Here is a 25,896-nt window from a genome sequence, read left to right on the forward strand (position 1 = left end):
CGGATTGCCATATTCAACTGGCATGGCCCGGCTCTTAGGCTAACCCCATCGACCAATCGCCTGAGAAGGACCACGCAGCATGACTGAATACAAGATCGCACTCGTTGGCTTTGGCGGAGTGAACCGCGCCCTGGCCCAGCTGATCGCCGAGCGCAATGCGCGCTGGCAGCAGGAGTTGGGTTTCAGCCTGAAGATCGTCGGCGTCACCGACCTGTTCCTGGGGTCGGCCATCGACCGCGATGGCCTGGATGCCGCCACCCTGGTCGCGCTACCGGCCAGCAAGGGGGCGCTGGCGCAGTTGGCACAAGGCTCGGCGGAGGCCTTCAATGAGGCGGTGATCAAGCAGTCCGGCGCCGACATCATCGCTGAGGCCACATTCACCAATCCCAAGGATGGCGAACCTGCTGCCACCTTCTGCCGCTGGGCGCTGGAGGCGGGCAAGCATGTGGTCACCACCAACAAAGGGCCGGTTGCCCTGCATGCCCAGTCGCTCAAGGCGCTGGCCAAGGCCAAGGGGGTGTCGTTCGAGTACGAAGGCGCCGTGATGAGCGGCACCCCGGTCCTGCGCATGGCACGCCAGACATTGCCCGGAGCAGGGCTGGTCGGTTTCGAGGGCATTCTGAACGGCACCTCCAACTATGTGCTGACGCGCATGGAAGAAGGCCTTGGCTTTGCAGAGGCGGTCGCCAAGGCCCAGGAATTGGGCTACGCCGAAGCGGACCCGAGTGCCGACGTCGAAGGTTACGACGTGCGCCTGAAGGTGGTCATTCTGGCCAACGAACTGCTGGGCGCCTGCCTGCAGGTCAGCGATGTGGCGTGCAGCGGCATCAGCGCGATCACCTGCGACGATATCCAGCAGGCCCTGGCCTCGGGCCAGCGCTGGAAGCTGATCGGTGCTGCCAGCCGTAACCAGGACGGCTCGGTCCAGGCCAGCGTGCAAGCCCGCCTGCTACCCGGCAACCACCCCCTGGCAGGCATCAGCGGCGCCACCAACGCGGTCGCATTCGATACCAAACTGCTGGGCGCCGTGACTGTGTCGGGCCCTGGCGCCGGGCGGATCGAAACCGCATTTGCCTTGCTGTCGGACATCGTCGCCATCCACGCCACCAAGCACTCGGCCTGAGGAGCAACCCCATGAATCTGTCCTACCTGCCACGGGTTTCCTTGCAGGAGCCCGCCTTGATCGACGTGTATAGCCCCTTCGATGGCAGCCTCGTCGGCAGCGTCGAAAACCTCGGTGTCCAGGACGTGCCGGGCCTGTTGGCCCGCGCTCGCCAGGGCGTCAGCGACAGCGCCGCACTGCCTCGGCATCGCCGAGCCAGCATCCTGGAAAATACCGCGCGGCTCATCGAGCGGGATGCGGCGGACTTCGCCGGCCTGATCGTCGACGAGGCGGGCAAGACCCTGCGCCAGGCCGAAAAAGAAGTGAAGCGTTGCATCAACACCCTCAGGCTCTCCGCCGAGGAAGCGCGGCGCAACGCCGGGGAAGTGGTGCCTTTCGATGCCTATGAAGGCTCGGAATCGCGCCAAGGCTGGTTCACCCGCGAACCCCTGGGGTTGATCCTGGCGATCACCCCTTACAACGACCCGCTGAACCTTGTGGCCCACAAGCTTGGCCCGGCCATCGCCGGGGGCAACGCGGTCATTCTCAAGCCTTCGGAGTTGACCCCGCTGTCGGCCATCAAGCTGGTGCAATACCTGGGCCTGGCGGGTTTGCCCGACACCGTGGTCACTGTCGCCACCGGCGGCGCCGAGCTGGGCAAGGCCCTGGTCGCGGTGCGTGAAGTCCGTATGATTTCCTTCACCGGCGGCTTCGCTACCGGCGAGCAGATTGCGCGTAACGCGGGCCTGAAGAAGCTAGCCATGGACCTGGGCGGCAATGCCCCGGTGCTGGTGCTGGAAGACTGCGACCTTGCCGCCACGGTCGAGGCCTGCGTCTCGGGTGCATTCTGGGCGGCCGGGCAGAACTGCATCGGTACCCAGCGCATTCTCGTGCACGCCTCGATCTATGAGGCGTTCCGCGAGCGCTTCGTCGCCCTGACACGCTCGATGGTGTTGGGCGATCCCGCCCGGCGCGAAACCGACATGGGGCCGATGATCACCGAGGCCGCGGCACGACGGGTCGAGGCCCTGGTGGACCAGGCGCTGGAGGAGGGGGCAACGCTGCTGTGCGGCCACCAGCGCGAGGGCGCCGCCTATGCACCTACCGTGCTCGAGCAGGTCTCCCACGCCAGCCAATTGTGGCGCGAAGAAGCGTTCGCACCGGTGGTCATGCTGGCGCCGTTCGATGATCGCGAGCAGGCCATCGCCCTGGCCAATGCGCCGGAGTACAGCCTGCATGCCGGCGTGTTCACCCAGGATCTGTCCGCCGCGCTTGCACTGGCCAAGCGCATCGAGGCCGGTGGCGTGATGATCAACGACTCCTCGGACTACCGCTTCGACGCCATGCCGTTCGGCGGTTCCAAGTACGGCAGCCTCGGGCGCGAGGGTGTGCGCTTCGCCTATGAAGACATGACCCAGCCCAAGGTGGTCTGCATCAATCAACTGAGTTAATGCACAAGGGAGTACACATCGATGATCACACGTCATGCCTCAGGCGACCGGATGTCGCTGGCCGTCAGCTACCGAGGCCTGTTCGAAACGGCGGGTATCGCCGCCCACGACCTGCAACAGGATGTGCAGGGGCAACTCCGGCAAGTGCTTGCGATCATCGATGGCCTGATGGCCGAGGCAAGCATCGGTAAGGACCAGTTGACCCGGGTTCAGTTATGGCTAGCGGACTACAGCCATTTCGACCGGGTCAACGAGGTGTACGACGCCTGGCTTGAGGGCTGCCCAAAGCCAGTGCGTGCCTGCGTCGGCGCTGACCTGGGCGACGGTTACCTGGTGGAGATGCAGGTGTTTGCGATTCATCAGGGGAGTGCTGGGGGCTAGCGCCAGTAATACCCCGAGCACTCATGTTGAAGCGCCCCCGGGAACTCCCAGTTGCGAATCAAGTACTGCTCCGCACCCGGCAGCGCGCAGTCAATATGGCGGCGGTTGAGCGCCGGTTTGTGCGCTGCAATCAACACCGACTCCACGGCGCGGATTGCTTGCGCGGTGAGCTGTTGCCCCTCTTCAAGGGTGCCCAGGGAGACCGAGAGATTGGCGTGATACCAGAACCGGCCCTTCAGATGCTCCCCCAGCCGCGCCCGAAAAGACCGGCCAGTGGCGGACATTTTCGTCTCGCCAATATACAGAAGCACATCCGGTCCATAGACCGGATGACGCCCGTAGAGGCAGTAAAAACCGGTGCGCTGAAAACCGTCTGCCTCCGGCAGCCCGTGCACCTGTTCGTTGGGGTCATAGTGGATCTTGATCCGATCGGACCAGGAAATATCGACAACGGTGAATTCGGTCATGGCGCTCTCTTGGCGGGTCTCAAGCTGGCGTGTTGACAGTGTCATCTGCGCTCGAGTTGGCGATATTGATGCAGGGCATGGAGGGACAAGGCCAGGATCACGGGGATGTGCAAGGTCATGGAGATCGCCCCGATGTCGTACCAGACGTGGGCAACCGTATTGAGATAGAAGAACAGCGCAAACAGCCCAAATAATGATTGCTGGAACAACTGCGGCTTGTCTTTTTTCAAGTGGCTGCGTGTTCTGTCGAAGGCAATGCCGCTGAACACGATGCTCAACAGGAACCCGATAATTGGGATGAGCAGGAGCGGGTGGGCGCTTCCTGTGTCGGTCAGCCTGCGAGCAAGGAAGAAGTACTCGCCGGCCAGGAGGATCAGCGAGGACGTCAGGATGAAGGCGAACAGGTAGAAATACCCGTTCAGAATGCATTCGAGTACTGGTTTCTCCTGGCGTTCTTCTTCCTGCCGGTTTCTCGGCATACTCACTGCGGCCGTCAGCAACCCACCGCCCAGCCCCCCGAGTGTCATGGCGGTGAAGGTGGTCAGCACGCCAGCCAGCTCGATCTTGCCGAGCAATCGCTCGCGCTCGTTTTTCAATGAGGCGGCATTGGGTGCAGGGTTGGTGGTCTTGTCAGGCGTGAGCCTCCCACTCCCAGGGGCCGGCGTTTCGAGCCCGGATAATTGCTGCTCTACATCGATCAAGCGTTTCTTGGCACTGAGGCTGTCAGCTGCGATATCTGCTGTGATGATCACCGCCCCACAGATGGCGATGACAAAACCCAGCATCAATCCGCGGGCGGTGCTCAGTTTCAACGGGATGATGGAGGCGAAAAACGTCACGATGCCCCAGACGACGAGCATCTCCAGGAAAGGGGTTTGTATCAGCTCATTCCAGTTGTCGAGCCTGGAAAGGTATTGCTGCTGCAGGGTCTGGAAGAGCGGTTGGATACTCGACTGCACTTATCTGTCCGAAGGTCGCGAAAAGAAGATCCAACCTGTTAGATCGCCCTGGGTTTGCAGATCTTTAATGATTTGCAGGGCGTTTCTAATGCTGCATCAGCGTCTACGGCGCAACACCGCTGCCAGCGCCACGGTCAACACCACCGCCAGCACCACGGCCAAGGCAAAGGTCGCCGCGATCCCCAACTGCTCCAGCAACCCTGCGACCACCAGATAAAACGCGATAACCCCCACCGCCCCGATGGCATTGCCCCGCACCATCGCCGCCATCCCCGCGCGCCCGCCCTGCACATGGGCGAACACCACCAATGGCCAGGCAATCACCGGAATCGGCGCCAGCATCCCGCTCGCTGCCGGCCCCAGCCAGCTGGCAAAGCCGGTGGTGACCATCAGCAAGGTGGTGGCGGCCACCATGCGCAGGGGGATTTCCCAGTAGCGATGACGGGGTTTGGCCAACAGCTCTGGCTTGGGTTCGCGGTCGGTCGCGCGGATCAGCCAGGCGATCAGCGCCACGGAGACGGCAATCGACAGGTACAGGCTGCCGCCGTGGGTAAAGGCGTAGGCGGCCACGGCGTAGAGCGCCAAGGCCAGCAGAACGGCCCAGCCTATGCCGGTACGGCGGGTCGCATACAGATAGCAGACGTAGGTCGCCTGCACCGCTGCAAGGCCGCCGAGCGCACCGGGTACTGCGTTCAGGGTGAAGGCGGTGCCTTGTTCCAGGCATAGGAAGGTCATCACCAGCGCGGAGGTGATGGGCAAGCCGGACAACAATCCACCCAGCAGGCCACCCCAGCGCCGCGAAGCGAGGGAGACGGCCCACATCAGAAGCGGGGTGACGATGAGCTTGAGGTAGAAGAGCGTCATTGCCGGCGGCTCGTCCGCGTCGATTGTGCCGGGGGGGCAGAGGGCGTGGGGATGGCGCGGTCTTCCGGCTTCATGCAATCGGTCCTTGAGCACAGGCGGGTGTGACCGAGCATGCGGTGCTCCAGTGTTGATGGTCAACCCTTGTGCGCGCCGTTGCTGAGGCGGCTATTCGGGGCTGGCGAAAAGGCCTCGAAGGGGCGGGCAGGGAGATGACGAGGTTCTTCGGAAGGCACCGACATACAGGCCATCAGGGGCTGCGTACGCTACGGGTTTTGCACGCGGCGACTGGTTTTCCGCCATCTCGGTTCTTCAGACAGGATGCTTGATGAGACTTACACGCTTGGACGAACTCGGAGCACGCCCCTCGACCTACCTGGCGCGGATGCGCATCGAGCAACTGATCGATCTGCCTCGGTTGTTTGCGGTGATCGATGCCGACCCGGCGCTGATCGGGGCGGGGGTGGTTTATATCGATGCGCAGTACAACATCGTCAACCTGCGTAGGTTTCAGGCGGTGTGCAGTGTGGTGCCGAAGCGGGTGGTGATTCAGGAGCTGAGGCGGCATGTTACGCCACAGCAGTATGTGGAGCAGGTTCAGCGAGGTTCGCGCGAGTCTCGGCTCCTTGAAGAGATGGCCAATATGGGGGTGGCTTGTACTGGCGCGGTCTTGAGTGTGGCACTTGTCATTGGGGGTGGCGGAGTGTCTGCTGTTTCTGCAGGGCTCGCTACGCCGATAATGTATCTCGGGATGGCGGGTGCGGTAGTGTCGGTCGTTCAGTGCGGTATCGGTATCAGAAGGGCAAGAGCCGAATACACCAACCCTGGACTTGTCGATCGGTGGGATAACGATCAATGGGTCCTGTCAGTAAGCCGGTTGCTTGATGCGATTTCGTTGCTTGCGGTCCTTGGGGGCAGCTACAACATGATCAAGTACCTGCAGCATTTGAGGTCTGTGACGGGACGTAGCTGGTCCGAGTTATTGAGGCCCTTGGGACGACAGCAGCGTAAGGCGTTGAACAATGAACTGCTTCGCATCAGTCATCCAAGCCTTACGAAAAAACAGCTAAAGCTAGCGCAGCAGACTGGTCAGATGAAAAAAAGGCTCACCGCTATAGAGATGAAGAGGGTGACATCTATTCAGATACGTGAGTCCCTGGCTAACGTACTTGGGATCGCCGGAAATGCGACTGTGCAGTCTATCGTCGTTAGTACTGTCGAGCTTGATACAAAATGACGTATATAAGAAAAGAGCTTCCGATCTGGATCAGGCCTTATTTCACGATCTTCTCCGCCGTCTTTGTTCTCTCCATTGCCGCAGGAGTTAACGGGGTTACGAGTGTCGCGGAAAAATTCCTCACTGGCCCTATGCAAGAGCATGCTCTGGATGCCACGGCAGGCTCCATTAGTTTGGTTGTCTTGGTTCAGATTCTCTTGATTTTGAGAGCCCATGTACGAGCGCTGAAAAGTTTAGTGGTGCTGCTGGTAATTGCGCTGATCAGCACCCTCGCAACCTATACGACCTCATCCAATGCCCAGGTGACCGTCATGTCCGCCATTCTCCCGTTGGCGGCCTTATTGCTGATGAACACTCGTCGCTTCAGAGGCCTTTGGAAACGCCTATGCGTCATGCGCAGGCGCCGCACCCGCCAGCGGCGCCTGATCAGGCAACTGAAGCGAACCGACAGGCGTTAGTTTCCGATCCTGCCGATACTGCGCCTTATCGAAGGCCGTATTAGCGGGTTTAGCCACGAATAGCCAGTGCACCAATACAAGGCGATTTCTTGGAAGGGTGTTCGAGCGATCGCCGTAAACGTCATGGAGTTTGATCCAGAATGATATATTACGAACCGTTGCCTTGGGCGATAAGGCGGCGTCTTACGATCTTCTTGGCTATTTACTTTCTTACACTGATGGCAGGTGCGGCCGCGTTGTTTAGCATCACTCAGGTAATTCCATTGAGCCGCGATAAAGTAGGTTTAATATATTTTGTGGGCTTAGGCTTGGCGTTTTTTACTGTGTGTCTAGTCTTTTTTGTATCGAGGGCTCATCCTCGCGCACTGAAAAGCCTAATTGTTTTACTCGTGGTGTGTTTCTTATGTGCATCCTTCATCTACAAGACATCACCAAAGCCCGTCTTAACTCTGATGGTCTTGCTTCCCTCATTGATTGCCTTATGGCTACTGAACACCCGCCGCTTTCGAGGCCTCTGGAAACGCCTCTGCGTCATGCGCAGGCGCCGCACCCGCCAGCGACGCCTGATCCGACAGCTCAAACGAATGCGTAGGCGTTAGGTTTCTGATGACGGCGTCGTCCTTGTGGACGCCTGCGCGGGTAAATTGGAGCGCCGGAGCGCCACTCCCATTTACCCGCGAATAGGCCAGGGCCTGTCAACGATTGCAACCCGTCACCCGCGGCTCGCCTCCAGCGCCTGCGCCAGGTCCGCGATGATGTCATCGCAGTGCTCGATCCCGATCGACAGTCGCACCATGTCCCTTGGTACCCCAGCTTTTTCCAGCTCTTCATCATTGAGTTGGCGATGGGTGGTGGACGCGGGATGGCAGGCCAGTGACTTGGCATCGCCGATGTTCACCAAGCGCACCACCAACTGCAGCGCATCGATGAAGCGTGCGCCGGCTTCTTGTCCGCCTTTGATCCCGAACGAAAGAATCGACGCCGGTTTGCCGCCGGTGTAGCGGCGCGCTAGCGCGTGCTCCGGATGGTCCGGCAAGCCGGCGTACTTCACCCAGGCGACCTGTTGGTGCCCTTGCAGGTAGTGGGCGACCTTCAGGGCGTTTTCGGTGTGTCGCTCCATGCGCAGGGCCAGGGTCTCAAGCCCCTGCAGGATCAAGAACGCATTGAACGGCGACAACGCCGCGCCCGTGTTGCGCAGCGGCACCACGCGGCAGCGGCCGATGAAGGCGGCAGGGCCGAAGGCTTCGGTGTAGGTCACGCCGTGGTAGGACGGATCGGGGGTGTTGAGCAGGGCGAAGCGTGCTTTGTTATCGGCCCAGGGGAATTTGCCGGAATCGATGACGATGCCGCCGATGCTGGTGCCGTGGCCACCGATGTACTTGGTCAGCGAGTGCACGACGATGTCGGCACCGTGCTCGAAGGGGCGACACAGGATCGGGGTGGCGACAGTGTTGTCGACGATCAGCGGCACGCCGTGGCGGTGCGCGGCGTCGGCCAGGGCCTGGAGGTCGACGATGTTACCGGCGGGGTTGCCGATGGATTCGCAGAACACCGCCTTGGTGCGGTCGTCGATCAGCGCTTCAAGGGCGGCGATATCGTCATGCGGCGCGAAGCGGGTCTGGATGCCCATGCGTGGCAGGGTGTGGGCCAGCAGGTTGTAGGTGCCACCGTAGAGCTTGGCCACCGAGACGATATTGTCGCCGGCCTCGGCGACGGTCTGGATGGCATAGGTGATGGCGGCCATGCCCGAGGCAACGGCCAGGGCGCCGACACCGCCTTCCAACGCCGCCATGCGCTGCTCGAGGACGTCGTTGGTGGGGTTCATGATGCGCGAGTAGATGTTGCCGGCTACCTTCAGATCGAACAGGTCGGCGCCGTGCTGGGTGTCGTCGAAGGCGAACGAGGTGGTCTGGTAGATCGGGACGGCCACAGCCTTGGTGGTCGGGTCGGGGCTGAAGCCCGCGTGGATGGCCAGGGTTTCCAGCTTCATGTATCGATCCTTGAGTCGTGGTGGAAGCGTTTGAGCATGGAGGCTGGGAGGAGGGTGGTCAAGGTGATGGAAGGCGAGTGATGTGCTCGAAAAGTTGATGTGCTTGGATACTCACCGTTGGTCCGTGAGCCTCGATCAGCACTCGCCCGGATGAGGCATCCCGGCGCTGGCGGATAACTTATTCGCTTTCCGCCTTTGCAGGTTCGGCCAGCGCATCGCCCGTTTCCCGACGCTTGTTCGCCACCCCAAACGGCACATGCACCATCGGCAGATCCCCAGCCACGGACGTCAGGTGGCTGCGTTGGTCGTCGAAAAACATGTGCGGCTTGAGGATCGACAGCACGCGGTCTTTTTCCATGCCGCCCAGGAAGAACGACTCGTCCGGCGACACGCCCCAGTTCTTCAAGGTGGTCACCACCCGCTCATGGGACGGCGCATTGCGCGCGGTGACGATGGCGATGCGCAGGATGCGCTGGTAGTCCGGGCACTGGGCCAGTTTCTGGTCCTCCAGGGTGCGGATGTGCGAGAGCTTGCGGTAGAGGTCCGCCAGCGGGCCTGGCTGGTGGGGGATGGCCTTGCGGTCGCGCTCGTGGGCCAGGAACTCGCCGAGGTCGTGATGCTGCTTGTACACGCTCTCGGCCTCGTCATCGGCGATCACGCCATCGAAGTCGAAAGCCACCCTCAGCTCGGTGTCGATTTCATCGTCGTAGATGCGCGTGGGTAGCACGAGGCCGGCGGGGTAGTCGGCGTCGATGGCGCGCTGGACGTCTTCTTCGTGGGCGCTCAAGAACAGCGAGGCATTGAAGGCCGGGATGTACTCGTAGGGCGAGCGGCCGGACATGAATGCCGCCCGGGTGATGTCCAGGCCGTAGTGGTCGATCGAGCGGAACACCCGCAGGCCGGTCTCTGGCGAATTGCGTGAGAGCAGCACCACTTCTACCGGCAGTTGCGCCGGGAAGGCCTTGTTGATGCTCAGAAAACGCCGGATGAACGGGAAGGCGACGCCCTTGGGGAAGGGCTCGTCGAGGTTCTGCTCCTGGTGCAGACGGTACGCCTCGACCCCCTCGGTCTTGTAGATGTCGTCGGACACGGTCAGGTCGAACAGCGCGCTGGAGGCGACGCCGACGACAAGTTTCTGCTCGATGGGGTAGGGCATGTGGCCTCCTGGGGCTGCTGTGCAAGCCAGATTACCCCAACGACGCCACGCTGTTGAGCAAGGTCTTCACCAACTGCGCCTGGCGCGTGGCGCCGGTCTTGGCGAACACCCCGCGCAGGTGCGCGCGCACGGTATTGCGCGACACATGCAGCAGGTCCGCCGTTTCGTCCAGGGTCTGCCCGTCCATCACCAGCATTGCCACCTCGGTTTCCATGGGTGTGAGCTGGAACAGGCTGCGCAGCAGGTGGCGCGAGGCCTGGGGCGAGTCGGCCGGGTCGCGGATGAACAGGGCCACCGCCGGTCTGCGGGTGGCTTTGCCGGCCTGGTAGTTCAGCGGGATCGGCCGCAGCAGCAGGTTGAGTGGCATCTGGCCGCTGGGGCGGGAGAGGGTGAGCACCTCCAGCTCATCCAGCCCGCGCTGGCGCTGGCGCAGCACGGCCTGGACCGCTTGCTGCAAGGCGCGGTTCTCGTGGTTGAGGTAGGCGCACAGCTTCTCTTGCCGGCACACCAGGCCATCGCCTTCGTCGAACAGCCGCTGCGCTGCGCGGTTGCAACGCAGCTTGCGGCCGTTCTCATCGAGGATCACCGTACCGACCATCAAGCGGTCGATGGTCGCAGCATACAGCTGGCGCTCGGAGTCCAGCTGGTCCACGGCCGAGTGCAGGTCCACCGCCTGCTGCACGTGTGGCTGCAGCAGGCGTACCAGGGCGACCTCCCCGGCATCGAAGTCCGTACCGGTGTGCCCGCGGCTGGCGAACAAGGCGCAGTGCATCCCGGCGTTGGTCACCATGTTGGCCACCAGTACGTGGCGCAGGTCCAGCGGTTGCAGGTAGTTGCGGTAGAAGTCGTGGGCCAGCCACAGCGCGCTGCCCATCACCTGGTCGGCCGTAGCCACTTGATTGGCTGGCCAGTCGAGAAACGGGCAGATGGAATAGTAGTACTCGCTGTAGGACGGCTCGCCGGGCAGCAGCGGACCGTGGCTGGAGGCGTTGACGATCAGGCCGGGGCGTTCGTGCTCGGGGTTGCGCAGCACCAGGGTGATGAAACGGGCGTCAAGGCGCTGGCGCAACTGTTCGAGAAAGCTGCCCCAAGGCGTGGATTCGAGAGGGCCTTGATAGACCAAGGCGAGCAAGGCGCTGAGCGCGTCGGTAGCGATGGGAGCCGGATGATGAGCGGTCATGCTGCGCCTCGCGGGGTATCGGGAAGGGCAGTATTGATGGGGGACTTGCCGGGTAAATCGTCTGTTTGGACTAACTGGCTATGCTCGGGGATGATCCTGCCGCAACCGTCAGCGCCGGCGTCCAAGGCGAAGCCCGATGATCTATGCTCGTTCGTATGCCAGCAACGGGGTATCGCGCAGGGACGCACCTCTCCCATGGGCGCCCGACGAGCATTAGAAAATGAAACTCCCCACGTTGAAGCAGGAATGGCCGAACCTGGTGCTCTGGGCGTTTTTGCTATCGCCCATCATTATCCGCACCCTCGCCAACCCGTACGCGAAGATCGACCTGCTGGCGCTCTACACCGTCGCCATCTCGTTGCTGTGGCTGGCGGCGATCCGTTTTGCCTCCACCGATCAATTCAAGCTTCATGTTGGGTTGTTGCCGTTCTATTTGTTGGCCACCATCGACCTGTTCCTGACGCTCAACTTCAACTCCCGGTTGACGGCGGCCTACCTGTTCATCGGGCTGACCAACTACAAGGAAACGACCGACTTCCTGCTGACTTACTGGAAGTCCATTACGTTCGTGCTGGCGGTATTCGCGGCTTGTTACGGGATCGGACTGGCCGGCCTGTACCGGCGTCGGCTGCCCAAGAGCCGGTCGCTGTTCGCCTTGAGCCTGTGCGCCTTGCTGCTGGGGTATGGCGCGTACTTCTACAAGACCGTGACGGTCAATTCGCTGGGCAAGGGCGCCGTGCTCGACCTGGTCGCCAAGGACCAGAGCACGCCGGTGGGTTACCTGTCGCAAATCGGCCTGACCGCCTACCTGCACGGCGAAACCCTCGAATACATCAAGCAGCGCCAGGACACCGAGGTCAACATCACCCGCGTCGAGAACGATTCGAACATCGAAACCCTCGTTTTCGTGATCGGCGAATCTTCTCGGCCGCACAACTGGTCGCTCTACGGCTACGACAAACCGACCACACCGAACCTGGACAAGCGCCTGGGGCTGTTCAAGTTCAACCGCATGTGCACCACCGCGCCCTACACCGCGTTTGCCGTGCCGTCGATGCTGAGCCTGTCGCCGATCTCCGACTGGGACCAGATCGCCTCGACCAAATCCCTGGTGGGCATCTACCGTGCAGCGGGCTACAAGACCCATTGGTTGTCTGTCCAGGAGGTCGACAGCTTTGGTGGGATCATTCCGCAGATTGCCGCCGAGGCACACAGCCGGCAGTACTTCGAGCGCAGCTATGACGCCGCGCTGCTGCCTGTACATGAGCAAATCCTGCATTCGGCCGCTGCCAAGCAGGCGATCTTCATCCACATCAAAGGCAGCCATTTCGATTACGAGCGCCGGTATCCGGACAGCTTCGGGCAGTTCCAGCCCGCCACCGACAGCGCCAAGGACAGACTCGTCGCCCATTACGACAACACCGTGCTCTACACCGATTGGCTGTTGCACACCCTCATGAATCAACTGGAGGCCAGTAACAAACCGTCAGTGCTGGTCTACAGCTCCGATCATGGCCAGAACCTCATGGATGATGATCGCGGCTTGTTGGGGCATGGCATCGGTAATGAATACGACTTGTCGGTCTCGGCGTTCGTCTGGGCCACTGACAACGTGTCGCGCCACCAGAGCGCGAAGCTCGAAAAACTCAAGCAACGCCAAGACCAACGGGTGAGCATTGCCTCCCTGCCGCATACGCTGCTGGGGCTCACCGGCGTTTACACGGACGGCTACAACAGTGCCGAGGATCTGCTCAGCGACGACTTCGTCGACTCCAACTGCCCCTACCTGCTCGGCTCGGGTTTCGTGCCCTCGTTCGAGTTCGGTACCCGCTGAGCGGTCAGGTGCGGGCACGGCGGCGTGGCACCGCGCCCGCTGCGCTCATAGCCTGAGCAAGGCTTCGACGATGCGCTCGGCGGCGGCTTCGGCCGATTCGCGTTGGGTGTCGATGTGCAGCTCCGGGGTCACCGGTGGCTCGTAGGGCGAGTCGATGCCGGTGAAGTTCTTCAGCTCGCCCCGCCGGGCTTTCTGGTACAGCCCCTTGGGGTCGCGCTGTTCGGCCAGGGCCAGTGGGGCGTCGATGTAGATCTCCAGGAAGTTGCCATCCCCGGCAAGGCTACGGGCCATGTCGCGCTCGGCGCGAAACGGCGAGATGAACGAGACCAGGGTGATCAACCCGGCATCGAGCATCAGCTTGGCCACCTCGGCCACGCGGCGGATGTTCTCCACCCGGTCCGCCTCGGTGAAGCCCAGGTCGCGGTTCAGACCGTGGCGTACGTTGTCGCCGTCGAGCAGGTAGGTGTGCCGGCCCAGGGCGTGCAGCTTGCGTTCCACCAGGTTGGCGATGGTCGATTTACCTGCCCCCGACAACCCGGTGAACCACAGCACCCGCGGGCTCTGGCCCTTGAGCGCGGCGTGGGCCTCGCGGTTGACGTCGATGGCTTGCCAATGCACGTTCTGCGCGCGGCGCAGGGCAAAGTGCAACATGCCGGCGCCCACCGTGCGGTTGCTCAGGCGGTCGATGACGATGAAGCCGCCGGTGTCGCGGTTGTCGGCATAGGCATCGAACGGGATCGGCCGGTCCAAGTGCAGGTTGCACACGCCGATGCCGTTGAGCTCCAGGGTCTTGGCCGCGAGTTGCTCAAGGCTGTTCACATCGACCCGGTGCTTGAGATTGGCGCAGCTCATGCCTACGGTGCGGCAGCCGATCTTCATCAGGTAGGGGCGCCCGGGCAGCAGGGCGTCCTCGTCCATCCACACCAGGGTGGCCTCGAACTGGTCGGCCACCGCAGGCGGGGCATCGGCCAGGGCGATCAGGTCGCCGCGGCTGATGTCGATCTCGTCCTTGAGCACCAAGGTCACAGCTTGGCCGCATTCGGCCCGTTGTTGCGGGCCGTTGGGGCCGAGGATTTGCGTGACCTCGCTCTGCTGGCCTGAAGGCAGTACGCGGATGCGCTCGCCGACGCTCACGCTGCCAGCGGCGACGTTGCCGCAGTAGCCGCGAAAATCAAGGTTCGGCCGGTTGACCCATTGCACTGGCAGGCGAAACGCCGCTTCGCTGGCGCGGGCCTGCTCCAGGGGCACCTCTTCCAGATACGCCAGCAGGCTCGGGCCTGTGTACCACGGGGTATTCAGGCTGGGGCTGAGCATGTTGTCGCCGCGCAGCGCCGACAGCGGGATGCACTGGATATCGTGCAGGCCGATCTGCGCGGCGAAGGCGCGGTACTCGGCCTCGATGCGCTCGAACACCGCCTGGGCGTAATCCATCAGGTCGAGTTTGTTGATCGCCAGCACCACTTTGCCGATACCCAGCAGGGACACCAGGTAGCTGTGGCGGCGGGTCTGGGTCAGCAAGCCTTGGCGGGCATCCACCAGGATCACCGCCAGGTCCGCGGTGGAAGCGCCGGTAACCATGTTGCGGGTGTACTGCTCATGGCCGGGGGTGTCGGCGACGATGAACTTGCGTTTGTCGGTAGCGAAGAAGCGGTACGCCACATCGATGGTGATGCCTTGCTCACGCTCGGCGGCCAGACCGTCCACCAGCAGGGCGAAGTCCAGCTCCTCGCCTTGGGTGCCGAGCTTTTTCGAGTCGGCTTCGAGCTGGCCGAGCTGGTCTTCGAACAACACCTTGGACTCGTACAGCAGGCGCCCGATCAGGGTGCTTTTGCCGTCGTCGACACTGCCACAGGTGATGAAGCGCAGCAGTTGCTTGTGCTGTTGCGCCTGCAGGTACGGGGTGAGTTCGTCGTGCTGGGTGATGGCGTTCATCAGAAGTACCCTTCTTGTTTTTTCTTCTCCATGGAGCCGGCCGAATCGCTGTCGATCAGGCGGCCTTGGCGTTCCGAGGTGCGGCTGACCAGCATCTCGCTGATGATCGCCGGCAGGTCGTGGGCGTCGCTGTCGATGGCACCGGTAAGCGGGTAGCACCCCAGGGTGCGAAAGCGCACCTTGCGCATTTGCGGGGTCTCGCCGTCACGCAGCGGCAGACGGTGGTCGTCGACCATGATCAGGGTGCCATCGCGCTCCACCACCGGACGCTCCTTGGCGAAGTACAGCGGCACGATGGGGATCTGCTCGAGATAGATGTATTGCCAGATGTCCAGTTCGGTCCAGTTCGACAGCGGGAACACCCGCAGGCTCTCGCCCTTGCGCTTGCGCGTGTTGTACAGACGCCAAAGCTCCGGGCGCTGCTGCTTGGGGTCCCAGCGGTGCTGCTCGGAGCGCAGCGAGAATACCCGCTCCTTGGCCCGGGACTTTTCCTCGTCGCGCCGCGCGCCGCCAAAGGCTGCGTCGAAACCGTGCTTGTCCAGCGCCTGCTTGAGGCCCTGGGTCTTCCACACATCGGTGTGCAGCGCCGAGCCGTGGGTGAAAGGGTCAATGGCCTTTTCCACGCCCTCGGGGTTGATGTGCACCAGCAGTTCCAGGCCCAGGCGCTTGGCGGTCTGGTCGCGGAAGGCGATCATTTCGCGAAACTTCCAGGTGGTGTCCACGTGCAGCAGCGGGAAGGGCGGTCTGCCCGGAGCGAAGGCCTTCATCGCCAGGTGCAGCATCACCGCGCTGTCCTTGCCGATGGAGTAAAGCATCACCGGGTTTTCACACTCGGCCACCACTTCGCGGATGATCTGGATGCTCTCGGCTTCCAGCCATTGCAGATGAGTCAACATCGGATACCTCCTCGTGATCGTCCGGGCTTGAGCCCGGTTGACGCCAAGGTAGGCAATGCGCCCCCGGCGCCTCTTCGTCTGCTCGGACGAAGTGCGCCGGGGGCATGGAGATCACCCAGCAGCAGCGCGCAGCGACTCGGCGCGGGCCTTCACCGCCAGGGCCACGGCATCGAAGCCCTGCTTGACCCAGTGGCCATGGTTGGCCATGACCGTGTCGGCGGTGGGCCCCAGGAACTGGTCGGTGGTGTGGTAGCGGCAGCTGTCCGGGCCGGTACGTTCGATCACCTGCTCGCGGCGGGCGGCGTCGGGGTTGCTGGCGCTGGCGTGCATCTCCCAGGCCAGCAGGCGGTACGGTTCGAAGTCGGCCAACTGCTCGGTCACGTGGATCAGCTCACCGGGCTGCGTGGGATCAGGCAGGTACAGATTGACCGGCTCGCCCAGGCGCAAGGTGGACTCGACCTTGATCGTGTACGGGTTCCACTGGGGATAGCGGGGCAGATCGATGAGGATCGACCAGACCAGCTCTGCAGGGGCGGCGATATCCACGGTGACGGAGCGAACCAGGTTTTTTTCTGTTGTCATCAAGGTGTCCTCGTTGGATGGCCCAAGCCCGGCTGGGCGCGGGAGAGCCAGATGGCCCAACGGGGGATCGTCGCCCGTTGCGACGGGGGGCTCCTCGTCCGTTTGGACGAGGAGGCAGAGTGAGGTAATCCTACTTGGAGCTAGGCATTGTTCCGTATGAGTGGCGGCAAAATCCGCCTGCTGTGAAGCAGTGCGCGTGCAGAACTCTGATCGAAAGTTAGGAACAATCCCACGCTACTGAACAAGGAGTGATGCACATGCCATCTAACGGTAATCCACCTTCAGCCTGGGGCAGGGCGCACGGGCGATCATTGTTCTCGTCGCCTCCCACTGCGCAAGCACACACGCCTGAGGAACCAAGGCCAAGAGCGGCAACTTCGCCAAGATTGCCGTCTCAGGATTTTTCTGGCATGGCGACGGCTAAGGAGGTGGAAAAAGCAAGAACGGCCGCAGCTTGGCAGGCCAGGAAGGAGCGTTTCGACCATGGCGCCGGCCTCATCATCAACGGTGAGCCAGGTGAAAAACTCAAGCGGGTGTTGCGCGCGCAAGGCGCCAAGAGCATCCATGAAATCGAGGCTGTAGGGCGCGACAAGGAGACCGGGCTGTACGTGTACATCCAGAATGCCGGGATGAAGGGCGGGATGTATCACGTTGTGGGCAAGCACCTAGACGACTTCCATAAAGTCGGGGCCTACAGCAATGCGCAAATCAGAGAATTGGTGATCAGCGCAGTGACAACGGGCAGGCACGTCGCTACGCAAGGGCAGAACCGTCCGGTCTACCAGATCCAGTACGGGGGAAGATTGGTGCGGGTTGCCGTCAGTGTCGCTGCCAATGGGTATGTTATCGGCGCGAACATCTCCAAGCCTGGCGACACGACACGCGCACCGGAGGCTCGGTGGAATCCGCTGTAGGGAACAGGCGCCCGGAGAGAAGGGGGCAAGCCACAAGGCTGTTAGATCGCTGAGCTTTCACCGCGTGTGGGGGTGCTTAGGATGCTGAAAAGGGGCGGGTTATCTCGTAATGACTGAAGGAGCAAGTCTTGAACATTTCCCTATTCAGCAACACACCCACCGTCACGGTGTCGGACAATCGCGGCTTGCCTGTACGCAGCATCGCCTATCATCGCCACCCCGATACCCCGCACGTGACGGACACGCGCATCACCTACCATCGCCACGATGCCCGCGGCTTTCTGACCCAGAGCACCGATCCGCGCCTGCACGAGGCCGGGTTGGCCAACTTCACCTACCTGACGAGCCTGGCCGGCGAGGTCTTGCGCACGCAAAGCGTCGATGCCGGAACATCACTGGCCCTGAGCGATGTCGCCGGTAGGCCGTGCCTGACGCTGCACAACATCAGCGCCGACAAGGACGACCCGCCCGTGACCCGCACCTGGCAGTACGAGGACGCCTCGCTGCCGGGCCGCCCACTGTACGTGACGGAGCAGGTGGCCGGTGCGCCGGCGCGCGTCATCGAACGCCTTCTTTGGGCCGATCCGACACCAGAGGCCCAGGCACATAACCTCGCCGGCCAGTGTATTCGTCACTACGACACCGCCGGGCTGGTGAGGACCGAGCGCATTGCCCTGACCGGCGTGTCTCAGTCGGTCACCCGACAACTGCTCAAGGATGCCGACAGCCCTGACACCCTCGTCGATTGGCAGGGCGAGGACGACGCGGGGCTCGAGCCCGACGCATACACCACCCAGACCACCACCGATGCCACTGGGGCAGTGCTGAGCACCCAGGATGCCGCAGGCCATAAGCAACGTCTGTGCTATGACGTGGCCGGCCAATTGGCTGGCAGCTGGCTCACGCTCAAGGGCGGCACCGAACAGGTGATCGTCAAATCCCTCCATTACTCTGCTGCCGGCCAGAAGCTGCGCGAGGAACATGGCAACGGGGTGGTGACGACCTATACCTACGAGCCCAAGACCCAGCGCCTGGCCTCCATCAAGACCGAGCGTCAGGGCAGTGGGGCGAAAGTGCTGCAGGATCTGCGCTACGCCTACGACCCGGTGGGCAACGTGTTGAGCGTGCGTAACGACGCCGAAGCCACGCGCTTCTGGCGCAACCAGAAGGTGGTCCCGGAAAACACCTACGCGTACGACAGCCTCTATCAACTGGTCAGCGCAACGGGGCGCGAGATGGCCGATCCCGGCGCCACGACCCGCTACACCCGCCGCTATACCTACGACACGGCGGGCAACCTGAGCCAGATCCGCCACAGCGCCCCTGCCACGAACCACAGCTACACCACCGACATCACCATCAGCGCTCGAAGCAATCGGGCGGTGCTGAGCACCTTGGCCAAGGATCCGACCGAGGTCGAGGCGCTGTTCGGCGCCGCAGGTCAGCAAAAGCTGCTGTCACCCGGGCAAACCCTTGCCTGGACACCGCGCGGCGAGTTGCACCAGGTCTCTCCGGTGAAGCGCGAAGGCGGCCTGAACGATCATGAAAGCTACCGCTATGACCATGACAGCCAGCGTGTACTCAAGAGCAGCGTCCAGCAGGCCTCCGGCAGCGTGCAGAGACAATGGGTGCTTTATCTGCCCGGGCTTGAGCAGCGGTGCACGGCAACGGGCGACAAGGTCACCGAAGACCTGCAGGTCATCACCCTGGGCAAGGCGGGCCGTGCCCAGGTGCGGGTGTTGCACTGGACCGCAGGCAAGCCTGCGGACATTGCCAACGACCAACTGCGCTACAGCTACGACAACCTGCTGGGCAGCAGCGCTCTGGAGGTCGACGGCGCGGGCAACCTGATCAGCCAGGAGGAGTTCTACCCCTTCGGCGGGACGGCGGTCTGGACCCATCGCAATGCGGTGCAGGCGAGCTACAAGACAGTTCGCTACTCAGGCAAGGAGCGGGATGCGACGGGGCTCTATTACTACGGCTATCGCTATTACCAATCTTGGGTCGGGCGGTGGCTCAGTGCCGATCCCGCTGGCACGGTGGACGGGCTGAACCTGTACTGCATGGTCAGGAACAATCCGGTCTCGCGGATCGACGACCAAGGGTTGGCGGACCGAGATCCGAATGAGGATGACGACGGATTTGTATTGCCCAAGGGCAGGAAGCAAAGGAATCAGCAGCCCAAGCAAAGCATGGACGCAAACACGGGTGCCGCTGCAGGCGGCTCAAGGGCAGCGCCTAATTATGCGCTGAAAGACAGCGCCTCCACCGGTCTGCGTCAATGGGTCGAATCCAGAAATAGCCGTGTTAAATACGAGCCTACCGAGGCAGTGGGTAGAAGACTTGTAAATGTTGGCGGGAAGCAGGAGTTGAGACCTGTTTTTATGCTCACTGGCTGGATTGGAACGGATAAAGACAAAAAAGGAGACAAGTCAAAGGGGGAGGGGTGGAGGCACATCAGAGAAAATCATTACGGTGATTTTGAAGCCGTCGGGTTCACTAAAGATGTAGAAATACAGTCGATCATCATGAAAGCCCTCACTGAGGGAGAGATCGTGGGTCAGCAAGGCAAGGCACATGGACGCGACTCGGCCCGCCCAATCTATAAGGTTGAGGCGGGAGGGAAAAACCACTTTATTGCCATTAGCGTTAGTCCGGATGGGAGCATCATTGGGGCTAATCCAAATGATAAGCAGTATTTGGCGGCAGGCTGGAACGTAGTGTTTCCCTCCAGGCATGAATATTTGAAGGGGGTGCAACAAAATAAAAAAATGCATGAAATATCTAAAAGTTTTTATTACCCAGCATCCAAGAAATAAACCGTTGTATTGACCGCACTGCACAGAGCGCTTTAGTCCGCTCGGACGTAGTACTCCGAGGGTCGCAATTCCTATGGTCTCCCAACCCGCGGCATTCCGCCCCCCAAGGAGACCCTCATGGTTAACGACCCAACCGAGCAGCAGGTGTGCAGCGGTGAAACCTGGAACCGGTTCTGCGAACAGCTAAGGCGCAGCGGCGAGCAGATCCTGCGCGCCGAGGCGCCGGCCGATGCGCAGACCCGCGCCGAAGGCTTTCGCTACCTCACACGCCTGCTGCGCATCGCCCTGGAGATGCACCTGGAGTTCGCCGACCCGGACTTCCCAGGCTTCATCACACCCTCCCACGAAACCGCCAAGATCGGCGCCGACAACCCCGACAACCTGTACCGCTACGCCCGCCTCAATGGCGCCCAGCGCTACCGCATCAGCGGCCAGCGCGGCAGTGTCGCCTACTTGAGCTTCGGCACACAAAAAGGCGGTTACGAGACCGACGGCAAGATGATCCAGACCGGCTTCATCGACGCCAGCCAGCTTGAGCTCGATGCTCAGGGCAACTTCGAAATCATCCTCAGCCAGTACCCGCAGGCCAGCGGCAACTGGTTGCGCCTGGAGCCGGAGAGTAACGCGCTGATCGTGCGCCAGACCTTCCTCGACCGCGCCACCGAGCAGCCTGCACGGCTGCATATCGAGCGCCTGGACGCCGACCAGGTGCCCGCGCCGCTGGACCCTGCCTTCCTGCAGCAAGGCCTGCAGCGCGCCGCCTCGTTCGTGGAGAACACCGCACGGCTGTTCGCCGACTGGGCCCAGGGCTACCAGGCCCACACCAATGAGCTGCCGCCGGCCGACCAGGCGCTGTGCCAGTCGGTGGGGGGCGACCCGAACATCTTCTACTACCACTCGTACTGGGCGCTGGCTGACGACGAGGCGTTGCTGATCGAGGTCGACCACGTACCGGCGTGCGATTTCTGGAACCTGCAGATCAACAACTACTGGATGGAATCCCTGGACTACCGCTACCACCGCATCTGCCTGAACAAACACTCGGCCCAGTTGGATGACAACGGTGGCCTGCGCATGGTGCTCAGCGCCCGTGACCCGGGCTTGGCCAACTGGCTGCACACCGCCGGTCACCCCCACGGCACCCTGTGCCTGCGCTGGGTCGGCGCGAAATCCCCTGTTCACCCCAGCACCCGCGTCGTGAAGTTGCATGCCCTTGAGGAGCTCGTCTGATGATCAACAGTGAATTCGCCCCAGACCGCCTGCTGGCCGACGCCAGCGCCCGGACCGGCGGCCTGCAGGATTTCGGCCCCGGTAACTACCGAGAGGCCCTGGCAGTACTTGCCCAGGCGCTGGAGCTGGAGGCCCGGTTGTCGTCCGCCGGGCGCGGCATGCTGCGCGAAAAGTTGGTGGCGCAACTGGCCAACCGCTTGGTGGTGGAGGAGCACTGCAAGCGCTTCCCCGAAATCCTGGCGCAACCTGTCGACGACCCACTGGTGATCGTCGGCCTGCCGCGCACCGGCACCACCTTGTTGCAGCGCACCCTGGCGGTCGATCCGCAGTTCAGCAAGGCCCATTGGTGGGAAACCCGCTATCCGGCGCCCCTGCCCGGCGAAGACCCGGCCCAGCCCGAGGCGCGCATCCAGCGCGCCCGCGCAGAGGTCGCGGCAATGGTCGAGCACCTGCCGCAGTTGCTGGCCATCCACCCCCTCGATGCCGAGCAGGCCGATGAAGAGTTCATGTTGATGGAGCACAGCTTCCTCTGCGCCATGGACTCCTATGTCAATGTGCCCAGCTACACCGCCTGGCTCGATCGCCAGGACCAGACCGAGGTCTACCACTACCTCAAGCGTTGCTTGCAGTTCCTGCAATGGCAGCAGGGCTTGCGCGGTATCGCACCGGGCCGTCGCTGGCTGCTCAAGAGCCCCCAGCACCTGCATACCCTGGAGCTGTTGATCAAGGTCTTCCCAGGCGCACAGGTGATCCTCACCCACCGCGAGCCTGCCAGCACCATCCCGTCGCTGGCGAGCTTCATCCATACCCTGTGGCAGCTGTACAGCGACCAGGCCGATGCCGAGGCCGTCGGCGAGCAGTGGAACCGCCGCATGGCCCGTGCCCTTCGTCATACCATGGCCGTGCGCGAGCTGCTGCCCGCAGGGCGTGTGCTGGATGTGCATTTCGAAGACACCCTTGGCCAGCCATTGGCGGTGGTCGAGCGTATCTACGCGTTCGCCGGCCTGGACCTGAGCGACGCGGTGCGCGAAGCCATTGTGCGTTGGCTGGCCGACAACGGCCGCGAGAAGCGCGCCAGCCACCACTACACCCCCGAGCGTTTCGGCCTTACCGAGGCCATCTTGCAGCGCGACTATGCCCAATACCGCAGCCGCCACCTGCGCGCCCGTGCCTGACACCCTCACAACCAGAAGAAGGAACACTCCATGCTGTTGAACGACAAAGTCGTGATGATCTCCGGCATCGGCCCGGGCCTGGGTATCAAGCTGGCCCTGGAGGCCGCGCGCGAAGGTGCGCGCGCCCTGGCCATCGGGGCTCGCAGCGCCGAGCGGCTGGCCGACGCCCGCGCCCGCATTCTCGCCCTGGGCCACGCTTGCGACGTGCTGTGCGTGCCCACCGACATCACCCAGCCCGAGGCCTGCACCCGGTTTGCCGAAGCCACCCTGCAGGCCTTCGGGCGCATCGATGCCTTGGTCAACAGCGCGTTCTCCCACGGCGGTTTCCAGGCCGTGGAAGAGGCTGACAACGCGCCGCTGCGCGAGGCGCTTGAGGTCAACCTGCTGGGCTCGCTGAACATGTCCCGGGCCGTGCTGCCGGCGATGCGCGAGCAGGGCGCAGGGGCGATCGTGATGATCAACACGCTCGGTGTGCGCAAGCCTTACCCGGGCGGCGCGGCTTACTCGGCATCCAAGGCGGCCCTGGCCGCCAGCGTGCGGTACCTGGCCTGCGAGCAGGCCGGGTATGGCATCCGCGTCAATGCCCTGGCCTGCGGCTGGATGTGGGGGGCGCCGGTGCAGGCGGTGGTCCGTCAGAGTGCCGAGGCCCGCGGGATCAGCGAGGCGCAGGTCAAGGCCGAGTTCAGCGCGGGCATCCCCGGCGGGCGTATGCGCACCGATGATGAATGCGCCCGGGCGGCGCTGTTTCTGGCCTCGGACTATTCCAGCGCAATCAACGGCGCGCAGCTCGACGCCAATGGCGGCGAAGTGATGTAGTGAAGGGGGCGGTCATGATCGATCATTGCGCTTTCAACGGCGACGCCGATGGCCTGTGTGCCCTGCAGCAGTTGCGCCTGGCGGGCGAACTCGACCCAAACGTGCAACTGGTCAGCGGGGTCAAGCGCGACATTGCATTGTTGGACCGGGTCAAGGCCCGCCCCGGCGAGCGGGTGACGGTGCTGGACATCGGCCACGAGCAGAACCGCGAAGACGTCCAGCGTTTACTGGCCGACGGCGCCCAGGTGCGCTACTTCGACCATCACTTTGCCGGGGAACTGCCCCAGCATCCGGCCTTCGATGCGCACATCGACACGGCGGCGCACGTGTGTACCAGCCTGCTGGTCGACACCTGGCTGCAAGGCAAGGCCCACCGCTGGGCGGTGGTGGCGGCCTTTGGCGATGGCATGGCCGGGCCGGCACGGGCCCTGGCGCAACGCCATGGTCTGGGCGCACCTGAGCTGACGGCCCTGGCGCAGTTGGGCGAATTGCTCAATTACAACGCTTATGGCGACAGCGTGGCCGATTTGCACTTCGACCCGCTGGCCCTGGCCGCCGAGCTGTTGCCCTATGCCGACCCGCTGGATTTCGTGCAGCACAGCGCAAGCTTTGCCGTGCTGCGGGCCGGTTACGCCGCGGACATGGCCGCCGCCGCGGGGCTTTCGCCGTGGTGCGAAGGGCCGGGCATGCGCCTGTTCCGCTTGCCGGAACAGGCCTGGGCGCGGCGAGTCAGCGGTGTGCTGGCCAACGACCTGGCCGCTGCCGCGCCTGGACGTGCCGTGGGGCTGCTCAGCGCCAAGCCTGATGGCGACTGGATGTTCAGCCTGCGCGTGCCGGACGGTGCGCTTTGGTCCGCCGATGCCTTTTGCCGGCAGTTCCCCAGCGGGGGCGGCCGGGTGCGTGCCGCGGGCATCAATCGCCTGAGCCCCGCACAACTGCCAGCACTCGTCCAGCGCCTGGCCGCCTGCTACCCCGGCTGATCCCTCCCACCTCGAAAGCGCAAGGCAAAACAAAAAGCCCCGGGTCTTTCGACACGGGGCTTTGAGGTGGTCGCTGCTTAGCGGGTGCCGAGCTTGCGCAGGTTGCCTGGCGTGAATTCGTCAGCGCCGAAGTTGCTGGCGTTGAGCTTGGCCGGGGTCTGGCCGTCGAGCAGGCGGTCGACCATGTAGGACCCGGCGATCAGGTCGTGGTACAGGCCCAGACGGGCATGGAAGCGCTGGATGTCATAGGCATACACCGAGGTCTGCATGTTGGTGCGCCACAGCTGGCCACGGGCATCGTAGTTGTCGGCCAGGATGGCAGCCCAGCTGTCCTCGTCGATGTAGAAGGTACGCTTGGCATAGATGTGACGCGCGCTCGGTTTGAGGGTGGCCTGCAAGACCCAGACGCGATGCTTCTCGTAGCGCATCAGGTCAGGGTTGATGTGACCGGCGGCGTTGATGATATCGGCCTGGCTGACTTGCGGGCTGTCGATCTTGTAGTTGTTGTACGGGATGTAGATCTCTTTCTTGCCGACGATCTTCCAGTCGTAACGGTCGGTGGCACCGTTGAACAGGCGGTCCTCGTCGTACACGCGGAAACCACCGGCACCGGTCGGGGAGTCATAGCCCACGGTCGGCGCACGGCGCACGCGGCGCTGGCCAGGGGTGTACTGCCAGGCCTGGCGCGGCTGGGCGGCGGCGTTGATGAACTCGTGACCGACGACGATCTCACCTTTCTTGCGCACAGGCTCCAGGGTGGTGAGCAGGAAGTCGGTGAACACACCGTTGGTGCTTTGCGCATTCTGCTTGGGGTCGGACCACAGCGAGTAGATCTTGTAGTTGACCTTCTCCAGCACGCGGTTGTTATCGGCGTAGACCACCACCTGGTTGTAGTTGGCCTCCTCGGTGATCGCACGGGCCTGCATGGTGTGGTTGAGAATCAGCTCGTTGCCGTTCTTCGGCACCGGGAACGGCGAGGCACCGAAGGCGTCCAGGGCGTCGTTGCCGTCGCTGCTGAGCTTGGCGCTGGCGGCGTTGCGGCTGATGGCCGCCTCGGTGTCCGGATCGACGCGAAAATCCCGGTGGCTGGGGTAGACCGGCATCTTGAAGGTGTCGGGATAACGCTTGAACAACGCTTTCTGGCCGTCAGAGAGGTTGGCCGCGTACTGGTCCATGTTCTGCGCGGTGATGACGAACAGCGGCTTTTCGTCGGCATAGGGATCCGGGTAGGGGGTGCCGGGGCCGGCGAATTTCACCTGGGGCGGTGCGCCGCGCCATTTGCCGGTCCAGGCCGGGATGCTGCCGTCGGCGTTGCCGGCGCGCTCGGCGCCCATGGGCGTCAGGTCCTTGCCCAGGGATGCGGCACTGGTGCCGCTGACGTTGGCCTGCAGGGCCAGGCTGCTGCCGAGCAGGGCGACGGCGAGGGTGGTGCGTATCCAGGGGTGCTTGAGATTGGACATGTCGATGATCCTCCGT

Annotated in this window: 22 protein-coding genes; 12 read left to right on the top strand and 10 right to left on the bottom strand. The window is 62.9% G+C overall.

The features are described from left to right. Positions 1–79 precede the first annotated feature (79 nt). Genes BLS27_RS16215 through BLS27_RS16225 form a run of 3 tightly spaced genes read left to right on the top strand, consistent with a single transcriptional unit; the run spans position 80 to position 2,934 of the window. Positions 80–1,123, top strand: coding sequence for a homoserine dehydrogenase (locus BLS27_RS16215; RefSeq protein ID WP_090345639.1), 1,044 nt, complete (start codon positions 80–82; stop codon positions 1,121–1,123). A gap of 11 nt (positions 1,124–1,134) precedes the next feature. Then, positions 1,135–2,553: an aldehyde dehydrogenase family protein gene (locus BLS27_RS16220; protein ID WP_090345641.1), complete on the top strand. Its 1,419-nt coding sequence runs from the start codon at positions 1,135–1,137 to the stop codon at positions 2,551–2,553. 51 nt (positions 2,554–2,604) lie between these two features. After that, positions 2,605–2,934 (top strand): RidA family protein, encoded by a 330-nt coding sequence (locus tag BLS27_RS16225; protein ID WP_090345643.1) that lies wholly within the window; start codon positions 2,605–2,607, stop codon positions 2,932–2,934. Here the strand turns inward: BLS27_RS16225 and BLS27_RS16230 are convergent. The 3 genes from BLS27_RS16230 to BLS27_RS16240 all read right to left on the bottom strand — a co-directional run bounded on the left by BLS27_RS16230 (position 2,931) and on the right by BLS27_RS16240 (position 5,224). Beyond that, on the bottom strand, positions 2,931–3,401 hold the full coding sequence (locus BLS27_RS16230; RefSeq protein ID WP_139205755.1) for a GIY-YIG nuclease family protein: 471 nt from the start codon (positions 3,399–3,401) through the stop codon (positions 2,931–2,933). The two genes, BLS27_RS16225 and BLS27_RS16230, sit on opposite strands and share 4 nt — an antisense overlap. A gap of 41 nt (positions 3,402–3,442) precedes the next feature. Then, entirely contained in the window at positions 3,443–4,360 is a 918-nt protein-coding gene (locus BLS27_RS16235) for a hypothetical protein (protein ID WP_090345646.1), read from the bottom strand. Between the two features lie 96 nt (positions 4,361–4,456). Continuing rightward, positions 4,457–5,224: a hypothetical protein gene (locus BLS27_RS16240; protein ID WP_090345648.1), complete on the bottom strand. Its 768-nt coding sequence runs from the start codon at positions 5,222–5,224 to the stop codon at positions 4,457–4,459. 325 nt (positions 5,225–5,549) lie between these two features. Here BLS27_RS16240 and BLS27_RS16245 point away from each other — a divergent pair, with 325 nt between their 5' ends. Together BLS27_RS16245 and BLS27_RS16250 are read left to right on the top strand one after the other, a co-directional pair. Continuing rightward, the gene (locus tag BLS27_RS16245) at positions 5,550–6,458 is read left to right on the top strand and encodes a hypothetical protein (RefSeq protein WP_090345649.1); all 909 of its coding nucleotides are present in this window, start codon (positions 5,550–5,552) and stop codon (positions 6,456–6,458) included. Next, the gene (locus BLS27_RS16250) at positions 6,455–6,916 is read left to right on the top strand and encodes a hypothetical protein (RefSeq protein WP_090345651.1); all 462 of its coding nucleotides are present in this window, start codon (positions 6,455–6,457) and stop codon (positions 6,914–6,916) included. The genes BLS27_RS16245 and BLS27_RS16250 overlap by 4 nt, the downstream gene beginning before the upstream one ends. A 712-nt stretch (positions 6,917–7,628) precedes the next feature. On the opposite strand, the gene BLS27_RS16255 is transcribed toward BLS27_RS16250, so the two are convergent. From BLS27_RS16255 to BLS27_RS16265, 3 genes are all read right to left on the bottom strand, one after another. Beyond that, a complete protein-coding gene (locus BLS27_RS16255) occupies positions 7,629–8,906 on the bottom strand; it encodes a bifunctional O-acetylhomoserine aminocarboxypropyltransferase/cysteine synthase (protein ID WP_043213632.1) in 1,278 nt (425 codons plus the stop codon). Positions 8,907–9,084: 178 nt separating this feature from the next. Then, positions 9,085–10,062 (bottom strand): 5'-nucleotidase, encoded by a 978-nt coding sequence (locus BLS27_RS16260; RefSeq protein WP_090345653.1) that lies wholly within the window; start codon positions 10,060–10,062, stop codon positions 9,085–9,087. A gap of 31 nt (positions 10,063–10,093) precedes the next feature. Continuing rightward, entirely contained in the window at positions 10,094–11,242 is a 1,149-nt protein-coding gene (locus tag BLS27_RS16265; RefSeq protein ID WP_090345656.1) for a helix-turn-helix transcriptional regulator, read from the bottom strand. A gap of 220 nt (positions 11,243–11,462) precedes the next feature. Here BLS27_RS16265 and BLS27_RS16270 point away from each other — a divergent pair, with 220 nt between their 5' ends. Continuing rightward, a complete protein-coding gene (locus BLS27_RS16270) occupies positions 11,463–13,076 on the top strand; it encodes a phosphoethanolamine transferase (protein WP_090345659.1) in 1,614 nt (537 codons plus the stop codon). 45 nt (positions 13,077–13,121) lie between these two features. On the opposite strand, the gene cysN is transcribed toward BLS27_RS16270, so the two are convergent. From cysN to BLS27_RS16285, 3 genes are all read right to left on the bottom strand, one after another. Beyond that, entirely contained in the window at positions 13,122–15,008 is a 1,887-nt protein-coding gene (cysN, locus tag BLS27_RS16275) for a sulfate adenylyltransferase subunit CysN (RefSeq protein ID WP_090345662.1), read from the bottom strand. Next, entirely contained in the window at positions 15,008–15,922 is a 915-nt protein-coding gene (gene cysD / locus BLS27_RS16280; RefSeq protein WP_279614988.1) for a sulfate adenylyltransferase subunit CysD, read from the bottom strand. Before cysD ends, cysN begins: the two co-directional genes overlap by 1 nt. A gap of 93 nt (positions 15,923–16,015) precedes the next feature. Beyond that, positions 16,016–16,486: an SRPBCC domain-containing protein gene (locus tag BLS27_RS16285; protein WP_090345671.1), complete on the bottom strand. Its 471-nt coding sequence runs from the start codon at positions 16,484–16,486 to the stop codon at positions 16,016–16,018. 410 nt (positions 16,487–16,896) lie between these two features. On the opposite strand from BLS27_RS16285, the gene BLS27_RS16290 reads away from it, so the two are divergent. From BLS27_RS16290 to BLS27_RS16315, 6 genes are all read left to right on the top strand, one after another. Continuing rightward, the gene (locus BLS27_RS16290) at positions 16,897–17,400 is read left to right on the top strand and encodes a hypothetical protein (RefSeq protein WP_043215909.1); all 504 of its coding nucleotides are present in this window, start codon (positions 16,897–16,899) and stop codon (positions 17,398–17,400) included. Between the two features lie 128 nt (positions 17,401–17,528). Next, positions 17,529–20,219, top strand: a complete 2,691-nt coding sequence (locus tag BLS27_RS16295; protein WP_090345673.1) for an RHS repeat domain-containing protein — start codon at positions 17,529–17,531, stop codon at positions 20,217–20,219. Positions 20,220–20,336: 117 nt separating this feature from the next. After that, positions 20,337–21,449 carry a DUF1214 domain-containing protein gene (locus BLS27_RS16300; protein ID WP_090345675.1) on the top strand — a complete coding sequence of 371 codons (1,113 nt, stop codon included), beginning with the start codon at positions 20,337–20,339 and terminating at the stop codon, positions 21,447–21,449. Continuing rightward, positions 21,449–22,624 (top strand): sulfotransferase family protein, encoded by a 1,176-nt coding sequence (locus tag BLS27_RS16305; RefSeq protein WP_090345677.1) that lies wholly within the window; start codon positions 21,449–21,451, stop codon positions 22,622–22,624. Before BLS27_RS16300 ends, BLS27_RS16305 begins: the two co-directional genes overlap by 1 nt. 30 nt (positions 22,625–22,654) lie before the next feature. Then, on the top strand, positions 22,655–23,440 hold the full coding sequence (locus tag BLS27_RS16310) for an SDR family oxidoreductase (protein WP_090345679.1): 786 nt from the start codon (positions 22,655–22,657) through the stop codon (positions 23,438–23,440). 14 nt (positions 23,441–23,454) lie between these two features. After that, positions 23,455–24,420, top strand: coding sequence for an acetyltransferase (locus BLS27_RS16315; RefSeq protein ID WP_090345681.1), 966 nt, complete (start codon positions 23,455–23,457; stop codon positions 24,418–24,420). Between the two features lie 77 nt (positions 24,421–24,497). Here BLS27_RS16315 and BLS27_RS16320 read toward each other — a convergent pair whose 3' ends face one another. After that, positions 24,498–25,880: a DUF1329 domain-containing protein gene (locus BLS27_RS16320; protein ID WP_043215152.1), complete on the bottom strand. Its 1,383-nt coding sequence runs from the start codon at positions 25,878–25,880 to the stop codon at positions 24,498–24,500. Between the last annotated feature and the right edge of the window lie 16 nt (positions 25,881–25,896).

Source organism: Pseudomonas guariconensis (assembly GCF_900102675.1).
Lineage (GTDB): Bacteria > Pseudomonadota > Gammaproteobacteria > Pseudomonadales > Pseudomonadaceae > Aquipseudomonas > Aquipseudomonas guariconensis.

Excerpts from the sequence above, each read along its gene's own strand:
- cysN (WP_090345662.1), bottom strand. The coding sequence starts at position 15,008 with ATGAACGCCATCACCCAGCACGACGAACTCACCCCGTACCTGCAGGCG.
- BLS27_RS16255 (WP_043213632.1), bottom strand. The coding sequence starts at position 8,906 with ATGAAGCTGGAAACCCTGGCCATCCACGCGGGCTTCAGCCCCGACCCG.
- BLS27_RS16265 (WP_090345656.1), bottom strand. The coding sequence starts at position 11,242 with ATGACCGCTCATCATCCGGCTCCCATCGCTACCGACGCGCTCAGCGCC.
- BLS27_RS16220 (WP_090345641.1), top strand. The coding sequence starts at position 1,135 with ATGAATCTGTCCTACCTGCCACGGGTTTCCTTGCAGGAGCCCGCCTTG.
- BLS27_RS16215 (WP_090345639.1), top strand. The coding sequence starts at position 80 with ATGACTGAATACAAGATCGCACTCGTTGGCTTTGGCGGAGTGAACCGC.
- BLS27_RS16240 (WP_090345648.1), bottom strand. The coding sequence starts at position 5,224 with ATGACGCTCTTCTACCTCAAGCTCATCGTCACCCCGCTTCTGATGTGG.
- BLS27_RS16260 (WP_090345653.1), bottom strand. The coding sequence starts at position 10,062 with ATGCCCTACCCCATCGAGCAGAAACTTGTCGTCGGCGTCGCCTCCAGC.
- BLS27_RS16320 (WP_043215152.1), bottom strand. The coding sequence starts at position 25,880 with ATGTCCAATCTCAAGCACCCCTGGATACGCACCACCCTCGCCGTCGCC.
- BLS27_RS16225 (WP_090345643.1), top strand. The coding sequence starts at position 2,605 with ATGTCGCTGGCCGTCAGCTACCGAGGCCTGTTCGAAACGGCGGGTATC.
- BLS27_RS16270 (WP_090345659.1), top strand. The coding sequence starts at position 11,463 with ATGAAACTCCCCACGTTGAAGCAGGAATGGCCGAACCTGGTGCTCTGG.
- BLS27_RS16300 (WP_090345675.1), top strand. The coding sequence starts at position 20,337 with ATGGTTAACGACCCAACCGAGCAGCAGGTGTGCAGCGGTGAAACCTGG.
- BLS27_RS16305 (WP_090345677.1), top strand. The coding sequence starts at position 21,449 with ATGATCAACAGTGAATTCGCCCCAGACCGCCTGCTGGCCGACGCCAGC.
- BLS27_RS16245 (WP_090345649.1), top strand. The coding sequence starts at position 5,550 with ATGAGACTTACACGCTTGGACGAACTCGGAGCACGCCCCTCGACCTAC.
- BLS27_RS16250 (WP_090345651.1), top strand. The coding sequence starts at position 6,455 with ATGACGTATATAAGAAAAGAGCTTCCGATCTGGATCAGGCCTTATTTC.
- BLS27_RS16315 (WP_090345681.1), top strand. The coding sequence starts at position 23,455 with ATGATCGATCATTGCGCTTTCAACGGCGACGCCGATGGCCTGTGTGCC.
- BLS27_RS16230 (WP_139205755.1), bottom strand. The coding sequence starts at position 3,401 with ATGACCGAATTCACCGTTGTCGATATTTCCTGGTCCGATCGGATCAAG.
- BLS27_RS16310 (WP_090345679.1), top strand. The coding sequence starts at position 22,655 with ATGCTGTTGAACGACAAAGTCGTGATGATCTCCGGCATCGGCCCGGGC.
- BLS27_RS16290 (WP_043215909.1), top strand. The coding sequence starts at position 16,897 with ATGGCGACGGCTAAGGAGGTGGAAAAAGCAAGAACGGCCGCAGCTTGG.
- BLS27_RS16285 (WP_090345671.1), bottom strand. The coding sequence starts at position 16,486 with ATGACAACAGAAAAAAACCTGGTTCGCTCCGTCACCGTGGATATCGCC.